Raw genomic sequence first — 15,684 nt, 5'->3', positions numbered from 1 at the left:
GCGTGGACGCTTGGCGTCAACAGGCGCTCGGCTGACCGACGGAGCGCTCGCCAACGCGCGCGATGTGGGCGAGCTACCGCGGCATCGACGACAATGGCCGCCGTGATCGCGGAGCCGCTGCCATGAACCGACCTTTTCCCCCGCGTGGGCGTCCGCCGCAGGCGGATGCGTCCGAGCGCGGCCCGCGCGACGAGTTGCGTCTGTATGGGCTCAACGCGGTGCGCGCCGTGTTCGCGCGGCGACCCGAGGCGATCCGCAAGCTTTACCTGGCCGAAGCGCGCATCCCGGCGCTGCAGCCGCTGTTGAAGTGGTGCGTGGCGAATCGTGTCGGCTATCGCGTGGTCGACGAGGTGGACCTGCAGAAGCTGGCGTCGAGTTCGCACCACGAAGGCGTGGTCGCCGATGTGCTGCGCGCAGCGCCGATGCCGCTGTCGACATGGCTGCGCGATCTGCCGGCGGGCCCGCAATGCGCGCTATGGCTGGACGGCGTGGGCAATCCGCACAACCTGGGCGCAATCCTGCGGTCTGCCGCGCATTTCGGAATTTGCGCTGTCCTCATCCCGAAGGAATCGACGCTCGCACTGTCGGGCGCCGCCGCGCGCGTGGCGGAAGGCGGCGCGGAAGCGGTGCCGTTCGTGCGCCTCGGCCGCGCCGACAACTCGCTCGCGCAACTGCACGGCGCGGGTTTCCGCCTGGCGGCAACACTGGTCGACGGCGGCGACGACGTGTTCGACGCGGCTTTGCCCGAGCGGCTCGTCTACGTCATGGGCGCGGAAGGCGAGGGCATGGATCGCGCGTTCGCATCGACGTGCGACCTTCGCGTGTCGATTCCCGGCAGCGGTGCGGTGGAAAGCCTGAACGTGGCAAGCGCCACCGCCGTGTTGCTGGGCGAATGGCGACGCCGGTTCCGCTCAGCCCTGTAGAACGCCTGCGCGCAGGTCGGGCTCCGCTGGCAGCGGCAGCACCGCTTCGACGATGGTTTTTCCGGCGCGACTGTCCAGCGTCAACGCACCGCCGACTAACCTTGCTCGCTCGCGCATAGTGATCAGGCCCAGACCGGCGTGATGGTCGGCCGGAATACCACGGCCGTCGTCCTCCACGCGCAAGCGCAATTCAACGTCGTCGCAATGCAATTGCAGCAAGACGCGTCCCGCGCTGGCGTGTCGCAGCACGTTGGTGAGCGCTTCCTGCGCGATGCGGAAGCACGCCAGCTCGAGTTCGCGCGGCGGACGGCAGTCGAGCGGCGGGATGTCGAGTTCCAGCCGCGGCAGGTCGCCACGGAACAGCGCGCCCGCCTGCCAGCGCAGTGCGGCTTCCAGGCCGAGCGCATCCAGCTGCGGCGGCCGCAGCAGCAGGGAGAGATCGCGGAGCTTGGCGACGGTCTGATCGGCGATCTGGCCGATCTCGTGTGCAGTTTCGGCGACGACTGCGGTGCGCGGCGGATCCGGCTCGTGCGCCAGCGAGCTCGCGCACAACTTGATCGCGGTGATCGCCTGGCCGATGTCGTCGTGCAGCTCGCGCGACAGCGAGGCGCGCTCATCCTCCTGCACGCTCATCAGTCGACGCGTGAGTGTTTCGAGTTCGGCGCGCTGCGCGTCGAGCCGCGCGGCGAGTGCGCGATCGGCGCCGCGATCGGTGAGCTGCACCAATCGCATCGACACGCCGGCCATGCGGGCGTTGCGCGCCGAAACGTGGGCCTCGAACGGCCCGGCGCCGCGTCGGCGCAGCAGCACGTCGCTGTCCATCTGTGCATCGCCGATCGCCTCCAGGGCGACGCCGGCATCGACGAACAGCGTGCGCGGATCGACGGCCGAGACGTCGACGTCACCCAGTCCCAGCATATGGCGTGCCGCAGGATTCGCGGCGTCGAGCCTGCCGTCGACGATGAGCAGCACGCCTTGCGGCAACGTCGAGGTCAGGTCGAGCAGGGAGCGCTCGCAATCGGCGGCGGGATCGGCCGCGTTGTCCAGCGCGCGACGGATGGCCGAAGCGGCGAACGCGGACCCGGCGAGCACGGCCAGCGTCACCGCGGCGGCGGCACGGGCGTCCAGATGGAGTGCGAAGGGAACGCCGAAGGCGATGAGCAGCACCGGCACCAGGAGGAGCGCGGCCTGCACAGGAGAGCGGTGCGGGGGCACGGGCGCGTCCACGGGCATGGCCGGAGTGTGCCATGCGACGGCGCTGCGTCGCGCGTGCCCGATGTCTATTGGTTGGTGGATCGAATCCCGGAAACGATCGAGGCCGCGCACCGGTGTCCGGTGGCGGCCTCGAAGTCGCGATGACAGGGTGGATCAGAACAGCTCGATCCCGCCTGCATCCATCGACTGCTGCATCACCGGCTTGTGCGGCGGGCGTTCCCACTCGCCACGCATCGAGGTGATGCGCTGGGCGATCTGGCCGAGCGCGCGCTGCACTTCGACGTCGTGGTGCGGACGGTGCAGGAGTTCCTGCAACGCGACCGCCTCGCGGTTGATCGAGGCCAGGCGCTCGAGGTGCACGTTCGCCGCCCCGAGGGCCTGCGTCGCGATGTCCTCGAACTGTAGCGAGCGGACCGCTTCGCCGACCGAGCCGTCGATGGAACGGCCGCACTCCGAGATATCGCGCATGCCGTTGCTGAGCGAGCGGTTGATGCCTTCGACACGCTCCAGCATCGACGCCGCTTCGCCGCGGGCGCTGCGTGCACGGTCCATGTCGCGCGATGCCATCGTCGTAACGGTGTCGCGCACCTTGGCGATCGCGTCCTTCGACGAATAGGCGAGCTTGCGGATCTGTTCGTTGAACGCGGTGCTGCGCTCGGACAGGTTGCGCACCTCGTCGGCCACGACCGCGAAGCCACGGCCCGCTTCACCGGCGCGTGCCGCTTCGATGGCCGCGTTGAGCGCGAGCAGGTTGGTCTGGTCGGCGATCGACTTGACGTCCTCGAGCAGCGCGAAGATGCCGTCCAGATGTTCGGCCATGGCGTCGATGTGCGTCACCGTGTGGTTGCTCTGGCCGGACACGGCCTCGAGCGCTTCCACGAGCTGTTCCATCTGGTGGCTCGCCTGCACCGCGAAGCGCTGCACGTCGACGCCACCGCCGTTGTCGCCGGTGCGGTCGACGATGCGCGCCACGATCTGGCTCTGCTCGCGCGACTTGCGGTTCACCGCCTCGAAGCTCGTGCCCAGCTTGGCGACGGATTCGCGGATGAGGTCGCGGGTGCGATCGAGTTCGTGCTTGCTGCCGTTGATCTCGGCCGAGACGAACGTACGCAGTTCGTCGAGTACGCGGGTTTGCTCGCGCACCATCGAGACCTGCTTGCCGCCGCTGTGGCTCACCGACCAGGCGAACGCCAGCCAGGCGCCGAACATCGAGACGAGTGCGCCCCATTTCACGGCGGTCGGCCAACCAAGCCCGACAGCGAGCATGACGAGGAAAGTGAGCGCTACTGGCGCTGCGATTCGGATTAGTACGCGGGAGTCCATCGCGGCTCTCTGGAAGAGGGTCAAAGGTGATAACGGCACTGCGGGAAGGGGCTTTAGTGGTGCGCGTCGCTAATTTGGACGTGGGCCGCGGTTGGCGATGCGTGTTTCGCCGCCATACGTGGCCCGACGGCGGGGCTCTGCGTGATGCGATGTGCGCTCAGTCGCGGTTCGTCGCCGCAAGCAGCCGCTGCGCGACGTCGCCCAGCGGCACGACCTCGTCCGCAGCGCCGCGTGCGACCGCCGCGCCCGGCATGCCCCACACCACGCTGGTCGCCTGGTCCTGCGCGATGGTCGTTGCGCCCGACTCGCGCAGCTTGAGCAGGCCACGCGCGCCGTCCTCACCCATGCCGGTGAGCAGCGCGGCGGCGGCGTTGCGACCGGCGTGCGCCGCAACGGAATCGAACAGCACGTCCACGCTCGGGCGATGGTTGTTCACCGGGGCATCGTCCGTGACGCGGCACAGCCAGCGTGCGCCGCTGCGCTGCACGCGAAGGTGCAGGCCGCCCGGTGCGAGGTAGGCGTGGCCCGGCATGATCTGCTGGCCGTCCTCGGCCTGCATCACGGTCATCTTGCTGTGGCGATCCAGGCGTTCGGCGAACGATCCGCTGAACTGCGCGGGGATGTGCTGCGCGATCACCACCGCCGGCGCATCCGCCGGCATGCCCGAGAGCACTTCGCGGATCGCTTCGGTGCCGCCGGTGGACGCACCGATCGCGAGCAGGCGGTCGGTCGTGCGATACGTGCCGATCGCGGTGGTGGCCGCGCGCGGTTCGATGCGTGCGACGCGCGCCTTCGCGGCGGTGCGCACCTTTTCGCGCAGCACGTCGGCGTATTCGGCGATGCCGCGCGCGACGTCGATGCTCGGCTTGGCGACGAAATCCACGGCGCCGAGCGCGAGTGCATCGAGCGTCACGGTCGCACCGGCCTGCGTCAGCGACGAGACCATCACCACCGGCATCGGACGCAGGCGCATGAGGTTCTGCAGGAACGTCAGCCCGTCCATGCGCGGCATCTCGACGTCGAGCGTCAGCACGTCGGGATTGAGCTGCTTGATCTTGTCGCGCGCGATGAAGGGATCGGCCGCGACGCCGACGACCTCGATGCCGGGATCGGCCGACAACAGCTCGCTCATGAGCTGGCGGATCAGCGCCGAGTCGTCGACGATCAACACACGGACCGGTCGGCCAGCGGCCGCCGCGGCCTTCACTGCGCTCATGAAAACAGTTCCACACTGCCGGCAACGGGCGTATGCGAAAGCCGGCCAAAAAGGGCGCGCTCGGCCTTGACGATCTCCTCGTCGCGCGTGACCGGCAGATGGCGCACGAGCGCCCGGCCGGTCTGCACGAAGAAGCAGACCTTGCGCGGATGGATGTCGCCGAGGTCGCGGGCGATGATCGGAATGTTCTCGGCGCCGAGATAGTCGACGACGAAGCGCGCATTGCGCGTGCCGATAGGGTCGCTGGTGAAGCCGCGCAGCACGTTGCCGCCGCCGAATACCTTCGCCTGCAGGCGCGAACGACGCGCGCCGCGCTTGAGCAGGTCGTTGATCAGCAGTTCCATCGCGTGTGCGCCGTAACGCGCACTGCCGTCGGACTTGGCCGCCATCGAGGCGGGTTCCGCATCCGGCAACATGAAGTGGTTCATGCCGCCGACGCCGATGGTGGGGTCGTAGAGACACGCCGCCACGCAGGAGCCGAGCAACGTCACCAGCGCCATCGGCTGGTCGGTTACGCGGTATTCGGCCGGCAACAGGCGGAACGCGTGCGTCTGCAGCGCTTCGTCGTAGTAGGTGCCGGGATCGGCGAGGGCGAGTGCGGCGGCCATGTCAGCGACGCGGCATGTAGATCGTGCGGCCGCAGCCGGTGAACAGGTCGGCCGCGTGGTTGAAACTCTCCGAGTGCCCGGCGTACAAGCGGCCTTCGCTGCCGAGCAGCGGGCGCATGCGTTGCAGTACCTGGTACTGCGTGGGCTTGTCGAAGTAGATCATCACGTTGCGACAGAAGATCGCGGTCAGTCCCGGCACCACCCGGTACGTGGGGTCGAGCAGGTTCAGCGGCTGGAACTGCACGAGCTCGCGCAACGCGGGCTTCACGCGGCACTGGCCGGCATGCGGGCCGCTGCCCTGCTGGAAGAACGCCTGCTTGCGCTCGTCCGAAAGGTTGGCGATGCGGTCGATCGCGTACACGCCGCGCTCGGCGGTTTCCAGCACCTGCGTGTCGATGTCGGTGGCGAGGATGCGCACCGGCGGCGCCATCGTGCCGAACGCTTCGCAGGCGGTGATCGCCAGCGACCACGGCTCCTCACCGGTCGACGCCGCGGCGCACCAGATCCGCAGCGGTTCGTCGCGGCGCCCGCGCGCATGCGCCTCGCGCAGCTGCAGGATCAGCGCGTCGAAGTGATAGGCCTCGCGGAAGAACGAGGTAAGGTTGGTGGTCAGGCAGTTGACGAACGCCTGCCACTCGTCCGCGTCGCCGCGGAACTCGAGCATGTCGAGGTAGTCACCGAAGCGGCTCATGCCATGGCTGCGCAGGCGGCGCACCAGGCGGCTGTAGACCATGTCGCGCTTGTGCGGGCCGAGCGCGATGCCGGCGCGCTGGTGGATCATCTTGCAGATGCGGTTGAAGTCGCGATCCTCGAACGCGAACACCCGCTCCAGACTGGCGCCGACCGGCAGCTCGTCGCTGCGTCGACGCGCCGATGCATCAGCCATCGTGCTGCTCCGTCGCCAGCCAAGGCGCGCGCTTCGGGTCGGAGGTCTGCGCGGCCAGCCAGTTCTCGAACGCCCGCGGCGCGAGCGCCGGCGAATACAGGAAGCCCTGCGCGGCGTTGCAGCCGATGCCGCGAAGAAGTTCGGCCTGCGCGTGGTTCTCGACGCCTTCGGCGGTGACGTGCAGTTCCATGTTGCGCGAGATCAGCACGATGGATCGAACGATCGCCGCGTCACCGCGGTTGTCGAGCATGTCGCGTACGAACGAGCGATCGATCTTGACGCGGTCGATCGGGAATCGCTGCAGCATCGACAGCGACGCGAAGCCGGTACCGAAGTCGTCGAACGACAGCTTGACGCCGCGGTCGCGCAGCGCGGCGAGCGCGCGCGAGGCGCTGTCGTCCGGCTTGAGCGCGATGGTTTCGGTGATCTCGAGCTCGAGCTGTTCGGCGGGCAGGCCGCTTTCGCGCAGCGCCTCGTCGACGTCGAAACGCAGGTCGGTCTCGTGCACCTGGCCGGGGAACAGGTTGATGCTGATCGCGATGCGGCGACCACCGACCTCCGGCCACGACGCGGCGTCGCGGCAGGCCTGGCGGATGATCCAGCGGCCGACGTCGTTGGCCATCGCGCTGCCGGCCAGCACGTCGAGGAACGCGGCAGGCGAGAGCAGGCCACGTTCCGGATGGCGCCAGCGCAGCAGCGCCTCGGCACCGAAGGTGAGGCCGTTGGTGAGGTCGATCTGCGGCTGGTAGTGCAGCTCGAACTCGCCACGCGCGAACGCGCGACGCAGTTCGACTTCGAGCATGCGGCGGTCGATGACTTCGCGGCGCATGCCGAGGTCGTAGCGGCACCACTGGCGGCCTCCGCGCGCCTTCGCCTTGTACAGCGCGAGGTCGGCGCGCGCGATGAGTTCGCTTGCGCTCGGCAGGCTGTCGTCGTCGTTCTGCAGGTCTTCGCGAACGCCCAAGCCGACGCTCGCTTCCAGGTGCATCGGCGTACCGCTGACGTCCATCGGCTCGTTGACGGCGACCAGCATGCGCTCGAGGTGCACGGGCAGGTCCACGGTTTCGACGCCGGTGAACAGCACGCCGAATTCGTCGCCGCCGAAGCGGCCGACCTGCGCGTTCGTCGGCAGCGCCATGCGCAACCGCGCCGCGGTGCTCTGCAGCACCATGTCGCCGGCGGCGTGGCCGAGCGTATCGTTGATCGTCTTGAAGTTGTCGAGGCCGAGCAGCGCGAGCGCGACCGGCGTGTCGGTGGCTTCCAGTTGCGCGGTCAGTGCCTCGACCAGCGCGGTGCGGTTGGGCAGGCCGGTCAATGCGTCGTACAGCGCGAGCTGGCGCAGCGTGGCCTGCTGCGCGAGGTCGTCGGTGATGTCGCGCAGGATGATGGCCTTGCCGTGGCCCTGGCCGAGCTGCCACGTGCACCGTGTCGCTTCGAGCGAGCGCACGTCACCATTCGGGCCGAATGCGTGCAGGCGATGCTGCGGCGCGCGGCCGAGCATCGCGTCGGTGTCTTCCGCGTGCAGCCACGTGCTGGCGGCAAGCGCGTCGGTCTGCAGCTGCGACGGGAAAAGCAGCTCCACCGGCATGCCGCGCATGCGACGGCCGCGGATGCCGAACAGCAATTCGGCCGCGCGATTGGCGAGCGTCACCTGGCCGTGTTCGTCGGTGACGATCATCGCGCTGAAGCCCGCCTGCATGATCTGCGTGGCGATGCGGTTGCGACGCTGTAGGCGCTGGCGTTCGATCAGGCGTTCGCCAAGCGCCGCAACGCGCGTGAGCGCCTGCACGGTGTCGCGACCGGCGGCGTGGCGCGCGACGCGGTCGGCCACGGCGAGCGTGCCGATGTAGCGGCCGTTCTCTCCGAGCAACGCCTGCGCGTGGATGAAGCGGATGCCCGGATAGCCGGCAACCAGCGGCTCCGACACGAAGCACGCGTCGTCCGCGGCGTCCGGTACGGTGAGGCGCGGTACTTCCGAATTCACCGGTGCGCAGAGCGTGAGCAGCGCGGTGTCGAGGCTCGCATCGAGGCCGAAGCGCGCGATCACGCGCGTGCGCGATGCGCCGTCCGACAGTGCGACCCACGCGAATGGCGCGTCGGCGACGCGCGCGGCGAGCGCGACGAGGTCGTCGAATTCCTCGCCCCATGCGTTCGCGTCGGGCAACGTGTCCGACATGAGCGGCGACGACACGTCGTGGGAGTCGTTCGCAGGGTGGGAAGTAAACGGCATGGGTGGTCCTTCAGTGGGGCGTCCCGCGCAGGCATCCGAAGGCGGACGGGGGCTGCGCTATTGGGTTAACGGCGATCCGCGCGGCGACTTGAACGCGCGGCGCGCCCGCGGTCACACATCGCAGCTGAAGCGGTCACGTGCGTCGGCACCGTGTGTCGCGACCCCGGAAAACACGAACGCCGGCACATGGCCGGCGTTCGTGGTCGACGGGGCAGGGCCGTCAGAACTCCTGCCAGTGCTGCTCGCCGTTGGCCTTCGCGGCGCGGCGCGTCTTCGGCGCTGCGATCGCGACGGTCGGCGCCTTCGGTGCCGACGCATGCGCCTTCACCGGCTCGACCGCGCGGGCGAGCGCCGCACTGACTTCGGCCTGCGCCGAGTCGAGGCGGAACGCCGCTACGGTTTCGACCAGCTGCACGGCCTGCTGCTCGAGCGAGCGCGCCGCGGCCGAAGCTTCCTCGACCAGCGTCGCGTTCTGCTGGGTCGATTCGTCCATGTGCAGGATCGCCTGGTTGACCTGCTCGATGCCGCTCGTCTGCTCCTGCGACGCCGCCGAGATGTCCGCGATGATGTCGCTGACGCGCTTCACGCTCGTCACGATCTCCTGCATGGTCTGGCCGGCCTGGTCGACCAGTTGCGTGCCTTCGCCGACCTTCTCGACCGAGTCGTTGATCAGGCCCTTGATCTCCTTCGCCGCCTGCGCCGACCGCTGCGCGAGCGAGCGCACCTCGGAGGCGACGACCGCGAAGCCGCGGCCCTGCTCACCGGCGCGCGCCGCCTCCACCGCCGCGTTGAGCGCGAGGATGTTGGTCTGGAACGCGATGCCGTCGATGACGCTGATGATGTCGACGATCTTGCGCGAGGCCGCGTTGATCGCGCCCATCGTGCCCACCACCTTGCTCACCACGGTGCCGCCCTGCTGCGCGACGTCGGCGGCGCCGACTGCGAGCTGGTTGGCCTGGCGCGCGTTGTCGGCGTTCTGGCGGACCGTGCTGGTCAGCTCTTCCATCGACGAGGCGGTTTCCTCGAGCGACGCGGCCTGCTGTTCGGTACGCGCCGACAGGTCGCTGTTGCCCGCGGCGATCTCGCCGGCGGCGGTGTTGATGAGCTGGCTGCCCATGCGGATCTGGCCGACGATGCCCGCCAGCTGGTGCACGGTGCGGTTCGCGTTGTGCGCGAGCTCGCCGAACTGGCCCGGCAGGTTCTCGTCCGCACGCTGCGTGAGGTCGCCGTCGGACACCGCTGCGAGCAGCGAGCCGACTTCGCTCAGGCCGTGGTCGGCGCTCTGCATCAGCGTGTTGAGGTTGGCGACCATCTCGCGGTAGATGAACTCGTAGGCCTCGGCATTGCCGCGCGGGCTGAAGTCGCCGGCGACGGCCGCGTCGACCAGCGTCTTGATCTCGCCGGTGACCTTGAGCATGCCGGCCTTGACCGCGTCCATCGACTCGGTGATGCGCGCCTTCTGGCCCGGATACCGGTCGATGTCGCGCGACAGGTCGCCCTGCGCGTACTGGCCGACGAGTTCCATGACCTTCTTCTGCACTTCGATGTGCGAGGCCACCAGTGTGTTGAGGTCGTCGGCCATCACGCCGTACGAACCCGCGAACGAATCGGCGTCGATGCGGTGATCGATGTTGCCGGCCTCGTGCTCGTTGAACATGTCCTGCTGCGCCTTGGCGAAGCCGCGGAGCGCGCCGACCGCGTTCTCGATGCCGTCGCCGATCACGCGAAGTTCGTCCTGGCTGTCCACGCCGACCTTGTCGGGGAACTGGCCGACGGCGAGCAGCTCGGCGGCGTTCTTGATCTTGGCCAGCGAATCACGCGTGCTGCGGCTGAAGCCGAGGAACAGGTAGGCGGAGAGGCCGAGCGACAGGATGACGATCAGGATGACCGACAGCGTCTTGTTGCGCAGCGCGGCGATCTGGTCGCCGGTGGTGTCGTCGAGCGACACGAACATCGCGTCGGTCGCCTTCTGCACGGCGGCGCGCATCGCGTCGTTGTTGGCGGCCATCGCCGCGATCGGCATGTCCTGCGTCTCGGCGTCGATGACCTTGGCCTGCACGAACGCCTTGTTGCCGTTGATCGCGGCGATCGCGGCCTTCAGCGGGACCGCGGCCTTCTTGGCGTTCTCGGGGTCGAACTTGGCCAGTTCCTTGTGATCCAGGTCGATGCGATCGAGCAGGAACTGCTCCATGTTGCCGGCGGCGGCGAAGCTGGCGCGGTCGTCCGCCCAGATCGACTGCTCGCCGAGCACGTGCACGGCGGTCAGGCCGTACTGCGAGCTGGCTTCGCCAAGCAGCGGCAGCCATTCGACGGCGGCGCGGCTGGAGTAGTAGCTGGCCGGGTCGGTCGACAGGCTCAGGCCGCTCGCGACGTCGATCTGCTTGACCAGCAGGCGCGCCTGGCGCAGCGCTTCGGTGTGCGCCTCGGTCATCTTGGCGGCGTCGGTTTCCGGCGTCAGCGCCTTGGCCCACGCGGCCTTGAACACGTTGATCTGCGTGTTGAGCGGCGTGCCGCTGAGGCGATCGTCCTGCCAGCTGTCAACGACGGCGAGCGCCTTGTCGACATCGGCCTGGGACTGCGCCACCAGCGCGGGCGACACCGGCTGCTTGTAGAGCTGCCGCATCGCCAGGGCGCGATGCATCTGCATCGACGTCATGGCGGTGTCGAGCGCGCGGATCGGCGCCGATGCACTCGCTGCCAGCTTCGCCGCCGACATGTCGTGGTAGGCCGACTTCGCGATGAAGCCGGTCAGCACGGCGCAGGTCAGGACGAACGAGGCGCCGATGACGACGGCCTTCTGGGTGAAGCGGAGCTTCGACATCAATCGCGTGGATGGCGCGAGGGCCTTGTCGGCGATGGACGAGTTGTTGAAACGCATGACAGCCTCGGCGGTAGACCCTTCATGGGTCGGCTGTGAGCGTCATCGGCGCAACCGCGGTGAACTTTAGTGACCCGCGTCCGACTTCCGGCGAGCGGCGCGGATTGCGCCCGTCCGCCGCCGCGGCGGCCAGGCGGCGGAATGCGATGTGCATCAAGAACCTGTGCATCCAGCCGCTGGAATACGACCGGCGCGCTCAAGAACGCGGTGGCAGGGCCGTTGTCGGGGTCACGGCGCCGCCGTGCGCGCCGCGTCACCCGTTGTCATGGAGAAAAACAATGAGCCGTAATTTCGTGTTCGCGATCGCGCTGGTGCTGGGCGCAGCGCTGCCGGCCCAGGCCGCCGACCTCAAGCCCATCAAGCGTGTCGAGCCGGCGTACCCGCCGGAGGCCGCGCGCGCCGGCACGACCGGCTACGTCGACGTCGAGTTCGAAGTCGATGGCACCGGCAAGGTTGCCGCCGTGTCGGTGGTCAGCGCCAAGCCGACCCGCACGTTCGAGCAGGCTGCCGTGAAGGCGGTCAAGCAGTGGCAGTTCGAGCCGGGCGGTGGCAAGGGCAAGGTTCGCCTGAACTTCTCGCTGTAAGACGTCGCTGGACGTCATGGGGCGCCGCGCTTCGGCCGGCGTCCCCGGGGCCGGTTTTCGCCGGTGGCCCGGAAAAGACTTGGGCCGGTCGCGAAAGCGGCCGGTTTTTTTGTGGGCGCAATTTGGTCGACGCGCCTGTGTTGGTGACGTCGATGTTCGACGTTGCGCGCGTCGAAGGTCAGGTAGGGCAGGGGCGTTTCATGCGCTGACGCGCCAGCGCGCGAAACGCCTGTGCCGTTGCTTCAAAGATCGAATCGCGCAACGTTGTCCCTCCGGCGGGGCGTTCAATCGGTCGGACGACACGGCCTCATACCCCGTCAGTGCGAAGCGCAACCGCGTGTTCCAGGTCGGTGCAAAACCGGCAACGAAAACGGCCGCCGTGTTGCCAGGGCGGCCGTTGCTCCATCGCGATGTTCGATCGATCAGGCAGCGATCGCCTGCTCGACGAGTCCCATCTCTTCACTGGTCATCAACCGCTCGATGTCGAGCAGGATCAGCATGCGTTCGTCGACCACGCCAAGCCCGGTCAGGAACTGGCGGTCGATCGCGGAGCCGAGGTCGGGAACCGTGCGCACCTGCGACGCGTCCAGGCGCAGCACATCCGACACGCCGTCGACGACGATGCCGATGGTGCGGCCGGCGACGCTCAGCACGATCATCACCGTGGTGTCGTCGTACGTGGCCTGCGACAGTTCGAACTTCAGGCGCATGTCGACCACCGGCACGATCAGGCCGCGCAGGTTGATCGCGCCCTTCACGAAGTCCGGCGCGCCCGGCAGGCGCGTGACCTGGTCGTAGCCGCGGATCTCCTGCACTTTCAGGATATCGACGCCGTACTCCTCGCTGCCGAGGGTGAAGGTCAGGTACTCGTGGTCGGTAATGCCGGCGACGTCGTGGATGGCTTCGGTGCTCATGGTGCGTTCCTGTGGCGGCGCGATTACGCCGCGTCCTTCATGCGGATGTGCTGCGCGAGGCCGTCGGCGTCGACGATCAGCGCGACGCGGCCGTCGCCGAGGATCGTTGCGCCCGACACGCCGGCCACCTTGCGGTAGTTCGACTCGAGGTTCTTGATCACGACCTGCTGCTGGCCGATGAGTTCGTCGACTTCCAGCGCGATGCGCTTGCCTTCGCTTTCGACGACGACGGCGATCGACGGCGTATCGAGCATGCTGCAGGTGTCCATGCCCAGCCCGTACTGCGCCGACAGGTTGACCAGCGGGATGTAGTCGTTGCGCAGGCGCAGCAGGCGATCACCGCCGCCGATGGTGCGGATCTCTCCTGCCCCGGGCTGCAGCGATTCGACGACCACGTTGAGCGGCACGACGAACACTTCGCTGCCCACCGCGACGGTCATGCCGTCGAGGATGGCGAGCGTGAGCGGCAGGCGGATGGTCATCGTCGACCCCTTGCCCGTTTCGCTGCGGATGTCGACGCTGCCGCCGAGCGCCTGGATGTTCTTGCGCACCACGTCCATGCCGACGCCGCGGCCCGACACGTCGGTGAGCTTGTCGGCGGTGGAGAAGCCGGGGTGGAAGATGAGTTCCCACACCTGCGCATCCGTCGGGTTGTCGCCGATCGGAAGCTCGCGTTCGGCGGCCTTCTGCAGGATCTTTTCTCGATTGAGGCCGCGACCGTCGTCGGTGACCTCGATGACGATGTGGCCGCCCTGGTGCATCGCGCTCAGCGCGATCGTGCCGGTCTCGTCCTTGCCGGCGGCGCGACGGTCCTCGGGCAGTTCCAGGCCGTGGTCGATCGAGTTGCGGATCAGGTGCACGAGCGGATCGACGATCTTCTCGATCACGCCCTTGTCGAGTTCGGTCTGCTCGCCCGTCGTCTTCAGGCGCACCTTCTTGCCCAGCCGCGTCGCGAGGTCGCGCACCATGCGCGGGAAGCGCGAGAACGCGAAGTCCACGGGCAGCATGCGCACGCTCATCACCGCTTCCTGCAGGTCGCGGCTGTTGCGTTCGAGGTGGTTGATCGCGGCCAGCAGGCCTTCGAACTGCACCGGATCGAGGCTTTCCGCGCGCTGGCGCAGCATGGCCTGGGTGATGACGATCTCGCCGACGAGATTGATCAGCGCGTCGACCTTGGTGACGGCGACGCGGATCGAGCTTTCGGCGCCACCGCTACCCGCTGCCGGTGCGTTCGCGTCGTTCGATGCGACGGCTTCGGCGATGAGCGGCGTCGCTTCGACAACGGGCTCCGGCTCGATCGCTTCGATGACGAGATCGCACTGGTCCTCGACCCAAGCGAACACGTCGTCGATCGCCGCGCGCTTGACGGTGCCCGGGAGCTCGAACGACCAGCCGAGGTAGGCGTTGACGGGATCGAGGTCCGCAAACTTCGGCAGCGTGTCGTCGAAGCAGGCGATCTCGCGCGCGCCGAGGTCGGCGAGCTCACGCAGCATGCGCAGCGGATCGTTGCCGCTGAGGAACAGCGACGGATACGGACGGAAGCTGATGCGCCAGAAGTCCGGGCCATCGCTCTTGGGCTTGGCGGCAGCGGTGCCCGGTGCAGCCGGGGCGACGCCCGTGAGCAGCGTATCGAGTTCGCGCTTGCTGCTGTCGATCGACGGCTGGTCGAGCGCGCCGCCGTTCTCGGCGTAGTGCAGCATGCCGCGCAACACGTCGACCGACGTCAGCAGCACGCTGACCGCGGCGGAATCGAGATGACGCTTGCCGGCGCGCGCTTCGTCCAGCAGCGTTTCCATCACATGCGTGAAGTCGCTGATGTACTTGAAGCCGAACGTGCCGGCACCGCCCTTGATCGAGTGGGCGGCGCGGAAGATCGCATTGATCGTGTCGGCGTCGGAGCGCCCCGCCTCCATGCCGAGGAGGCCGGACTCCATCGTGTCGAGGCCTTCGCGGCTCTCTTCGAAGAAGGCCGCGTGGAACCGGCTCATGTCCATGGGGACGACAACTCCTGCCGGCTTAGCCGAGGACCTTACGGACCGTCGCGAGCAGCTGCTCGGGATCGAACGGCTTCACCAGCCAACCGGTGGCACCGGCGGCGCGGCCTTCCTGCTTCTTTTCCGGGCCGGACTCGGTGGTGAGCATCAGCAGCGGGGTGAAGCGGTAGTCGGGCAGCTGGCGCAGGTTGCGGATCAGCTCGATGCCATCCATGCGCGGCATGTTGACGTCGGTGACGACCGCGTCGAAGCGGCGCGTCTTCGCGATGTCGAGTGCGGCCTGGCCGTCTTCGGCTTCGCTTACGTTGAAGCCGCCGGACGACAGCGCGAACGCGACCATCTGCCGCATGGAAGTGGAATCGTCGACGATCAGCAGTTGCGCGCTCACGCAATATCTCCGTTTACAGCTTGAGTGTGTTCGACGCCCAGGCTCACCGCGAGCGCAAGCTGGCGCGCGGCATTGACCAGGGCAGGGGATGCGAGGGTGAAAACAGTGCGGCGCCCGGCGCCCGCGCGATCGCGCACGAACGCGTGCAGCAGCTGCAAACCGGCGGCATGCACGCGCTGCACCTGGTCGGCAACGATCGAGACGGGCTCGTCGTCCTCGAGATGGGGCAGCAGCACCTGCTGCAATGCACCCACGTGCTCGATGCCGAGGTCGGATTGGAGGCTCAGTTCGGTCATGGCGCACCTCGCCGCGGAAAGGATTACGACCGATTTAACGGCCCGGGCGCGGGTGACTTGAGGTGTGGGGGGTGGGGGTGTTGTGGGAGGGCGNNGGTCGCAGTTCGGGGTGTGCGCGGGGGCGTCGCGCGTCACACGCAGCGTTATCTCGCCTGACTGGCTGGCTTTCCGCCCGCGGTCGCGGTCCGTTTTGTCGTCGGTGCTACGAACAAGGGCGTTTCGTGCGCTG

The 15,684-nt window shown here is 68.2% G+C and carries 13 protein-coding genes; 2 read left to right on the top strand and 11 right to left on the bottom strand.

Going from position 1 to position 15,684, the window contains the following annotated elements; translation table 11 throughout:
* Positions 1 to 122: 122 nt before the first annotated feature.
* Positions 123 to 923: a TrmH family RNA methyltransferase gene (locus tag ACKTTN_RS00065; protein ID WP_407907839.1), complete on the top strand. Its 801-nt coding sequence runs from the start codon at positions 123 to 125 to the stop codon at positions 921 to 923.
* On the opposite strand, the gene ACKTTN_RS00060 is transcribed toward ACKTTN_RS00065, so the two are convergent.
* The 7 genes from ACKTTN_RS00060 to ACKTTN_RS00030 form a co-directional block, all read right to left on the bottom strand.
* Positions 912 to 2,117, bottom strand: a complete 1,206-nt coding sequence (locus tag ACKTTN_RS00060) for a sensor histidine kinase (RefSeq protein ID WP_407907838.1) — start codon at positions 2,115 to 2,117, stop codon at positions 912 to 914. The two genes, ACKTTN_RS00065 and ACKTTN_RS00060, sit on opposite strands and share 12 nt — an antisense overlap.
* Before the next feature lie 174 nt (positions 2,118 to 2,291).
* Positions 2,292 to 3,461 carry a methyl-accepting chemotaxis protein gene (locus ACKTTN_RS00055; protein WP_407907837.1) on the bottom strand — a complete coding sequence of 390 codons (1,170 nt, stop codon included), beginning with the start codon at positions 3,459 to 3,461 and terminating at the stop codon, positions 2,292 to 2,294.
* Positions 3,462 to 3,618: 157 nt separating this feature from the next.
* A complete protein-coding gene (locus ACKTTN_RS00050) occupies positions 3,619 to 4,677 on the bottom strand; it encodes a protein-glutamate methylesterase/protein-glutamine glutaminase (RefSeq protein ID WP_407907836.1) in 1,059 nt (352 codons plus the stop codon).
* A complete protein-coding gene (cheD, locus tag ACKTTN_RS00045; protein WP_407907835.1) occupies positions 4,674 to 5,285 on the bottom strand; it encodes a chemoreceptor glutamine deamidase CheD in 612 nt (203 codons plus the stop codon). Before cheD ends, ACKTTN_RS00050 begins: the two co-directional genes overlap by 4 nt.
* Before the next feature lies 1 nt (position 5,286).
* Positions 5,287 to 6,171, bottom strand: coding sequence for a CheR family methyltransferase (locus ACKTTN_RS00040; RefSeq protein WP_407907834.1), 885 nt, complete (start codon positions 6,169 to 6,171; stop codon positions 5,287 to 5,289).
* A complete protein-coding gene (locus ACKTTN_RS00035; RefSeq protein ID WP_407907833.1) occupies positions 6,164 to 8,401 on the bottom strand; it encodes a putative bifunctional diguanylate cyclase/phosphodiesterase in 2,238 nt (745 codons plus the stop codon). The genes ACKTTN_RS00040 and ACKTTN_RS00035 overlap by 8 nt, the downstream gene beginning before the upstream one ends.
* A gap of 220 nt (positions 8,402 to 8,621) precedes the next feature.
* Positions 8,622 to 11,279, bottom strand: coding sequence for a methyl-accepting chemotaxis protein (locus ACKTTN_RS00030; protein WP_407907832.1), 2,658 nt, complete (start codon positions 11,277 to 11,279; stop codon positions 8,622 to 8,624).
* Between the two features lie 278 nt (positions 11,280 to 11,557).
* On the opposite strand from ACKTTN_RS00030, the gene ACKTTN_RS00025 reads away from it, so the two are divergent.
* Positions 11,558 to 11,863, top strand: coding sequence for an energy transducer TonB (locus ACKTTN_RS00025; RefSeq protein ID WP_407907831.1), 306 nt, complete (start codon positions 11,558 to 11,560; stop codon positions 11,861 to 11,863).
* Between the two features lie 422 nt (positions 11,864 to 12,285).
* Here the strand turns inward: ACKTTN_RS00025 and ACKTTN_RS00020 are convergent, their stop codons facing one another.
* The 4 genes from ACKTTN_RS00020 to ACKTTN_RS00005 are packed head-to-tail and all read right to left on the bottom strand — an operon-like array spanning position 12,286 to position 15,455.
* Positions 12,286 to 12,777 (bottom strand): chemotaxis protein CheW, encoded by a 492-nt coding sequence (locus ACKTTN_RS00020; protein ID WP_407907830.1) that lies wholly within the window; start codon positions 12,775 to 12,777, stop codon positions 12,286 to 12,288.
* 23 nt (positions 12,778 to 12,800) lie between these two features.
* The gene (locus tag ACKTTN_RS00015; RefSeq protein ID WP_407907829.1) at positions 12,801 to 14,771 is read right to left on the bottom strand and encodes a chemotaxis protein CheA; all 1,971 of its coding nucleotides are present in this window, start codon (positions 14,769 to 14,771) and stop codon (positions 12,801 to 12,803) included.
* 22 nt (positions 14,772 to 14,793) lie between these two features.
* Entirely contained in the window at positions 14,794 to 15,159 is a 366-nt protein-coding gene (locus ACKTTN_RS00010) for a response regulator (RefSeq protein WP_133501413.1), read from the bottom strand.
* Positions 15,156 to 15,455 (bottom strand): STAS domain-containing protein, encoded by a 300-nt coding sequence (locus ACKTTN_RS00005; RefSeq protein WP_407907828.1) that lies wholly within the window; start codon positions 15,453 to 15,455, stop codon positions 15,156 to 15,158. The genes ACKTTN_RS00010 and ACKTTN_RS00005 overlap by 4 nt, the downstream gene beginning before the upstream one ends.
* Positions 15,456 to 15,684 lie beyond the last annotated feature (229 nt).

This window comes from Lysobacter claricitrinus (assembly GCF_045866565.1).
GTDB classification, from domain to species: Bacteria; Pseudomonadota; Gammaproteobacteria; order Xanthomonadales; family Xanthomonadaceae; genus Cognatilysobacter; species Cognatilysobacter claricitrinus.
The sequence above is the reverse complement of the archived record's forward strand: the minus strand, read 5'-3'. Positions and strand labels throughout refer to the sequence as shown.

Coding starts and splice junctions, on each gene's coding strand:
- ACKTTN_RS00015 (WP_407907829.1), bottom strand. CDS start 14,771: ATGGACATGAGCCGGTTCCACGCGGCCTTCTTCGAAGAGAGCCGCGAA.
- ACKTTN_RS00040 (WP_407907834.1), bottom strand. CDS start 6,171: ATGGCTGATGCATCGGCGCGTCGACGCAGCGACGAGCTGCCGGTCGGC.
- ACKTTN_RS00005 (WP_407907828.1), bottom strand. CDS start 15,455: ATGACCGAACTGAGCCTCCAATCCGACCTCGGCATCGAGCACGTGGGT.
- ACKTTN_RS00020 (WP_407907830.1), bottom strand. CDS start 12,777: ATGAGCACCGAAGCCATCCACGACGTCGCCGGCATTACCGACCACGAG.
- ACKTTN_RS00035 (WP_407907833.1), bottom strand. CDS start 8,401: ATGCCGTTTACTTCCCACCCTGCGAACGACTCCCACGACGTGTCGTCG.
- ACKTTN_RS00025 (WP_407907831.1), top strand. CDS start 11,558: ATGAGCCGTAATTTCGTGTTCGCGATCGCGCTGGTGCTGGGCGCAGCG.
- ACKTTN_RS00055 (WP_407907837.1), bottom strand. CDS start 3,461: ATGGACTCCCGCGTACTAATCCGAATCGCAGCGCCAGTAGCGCTCACT.
- ACKTTN_RS00065 (WP_407907839.1), top strand. CDS start 123: ATGAACCGACCTTTTCCCCCGCGTGGGCGTCCGCCGCAGGCGGATGCG.
- ACKTTN_RS00050 (WP_407907836.1), bottom strand. CDS start 4,677: ATGAGCGCAGTGAAGGCCGCGGCGGCCGCTGGCCGACCGGTCCGTGTG.
- ACKTTN_RS00030 (WP_407907832.1), bottom strand. CDS start 11,279: ATGCGTTTCAACAACTCGTCCATCGCCGACAAGGCCCTCGCGCCATCC.
- cheD (WP_407907835.1), bottom strand. CDS start 5,285: ATGGCCGCCGCACTCGCCCTCGCCGATCCCGGCACCTACTACGACGAA.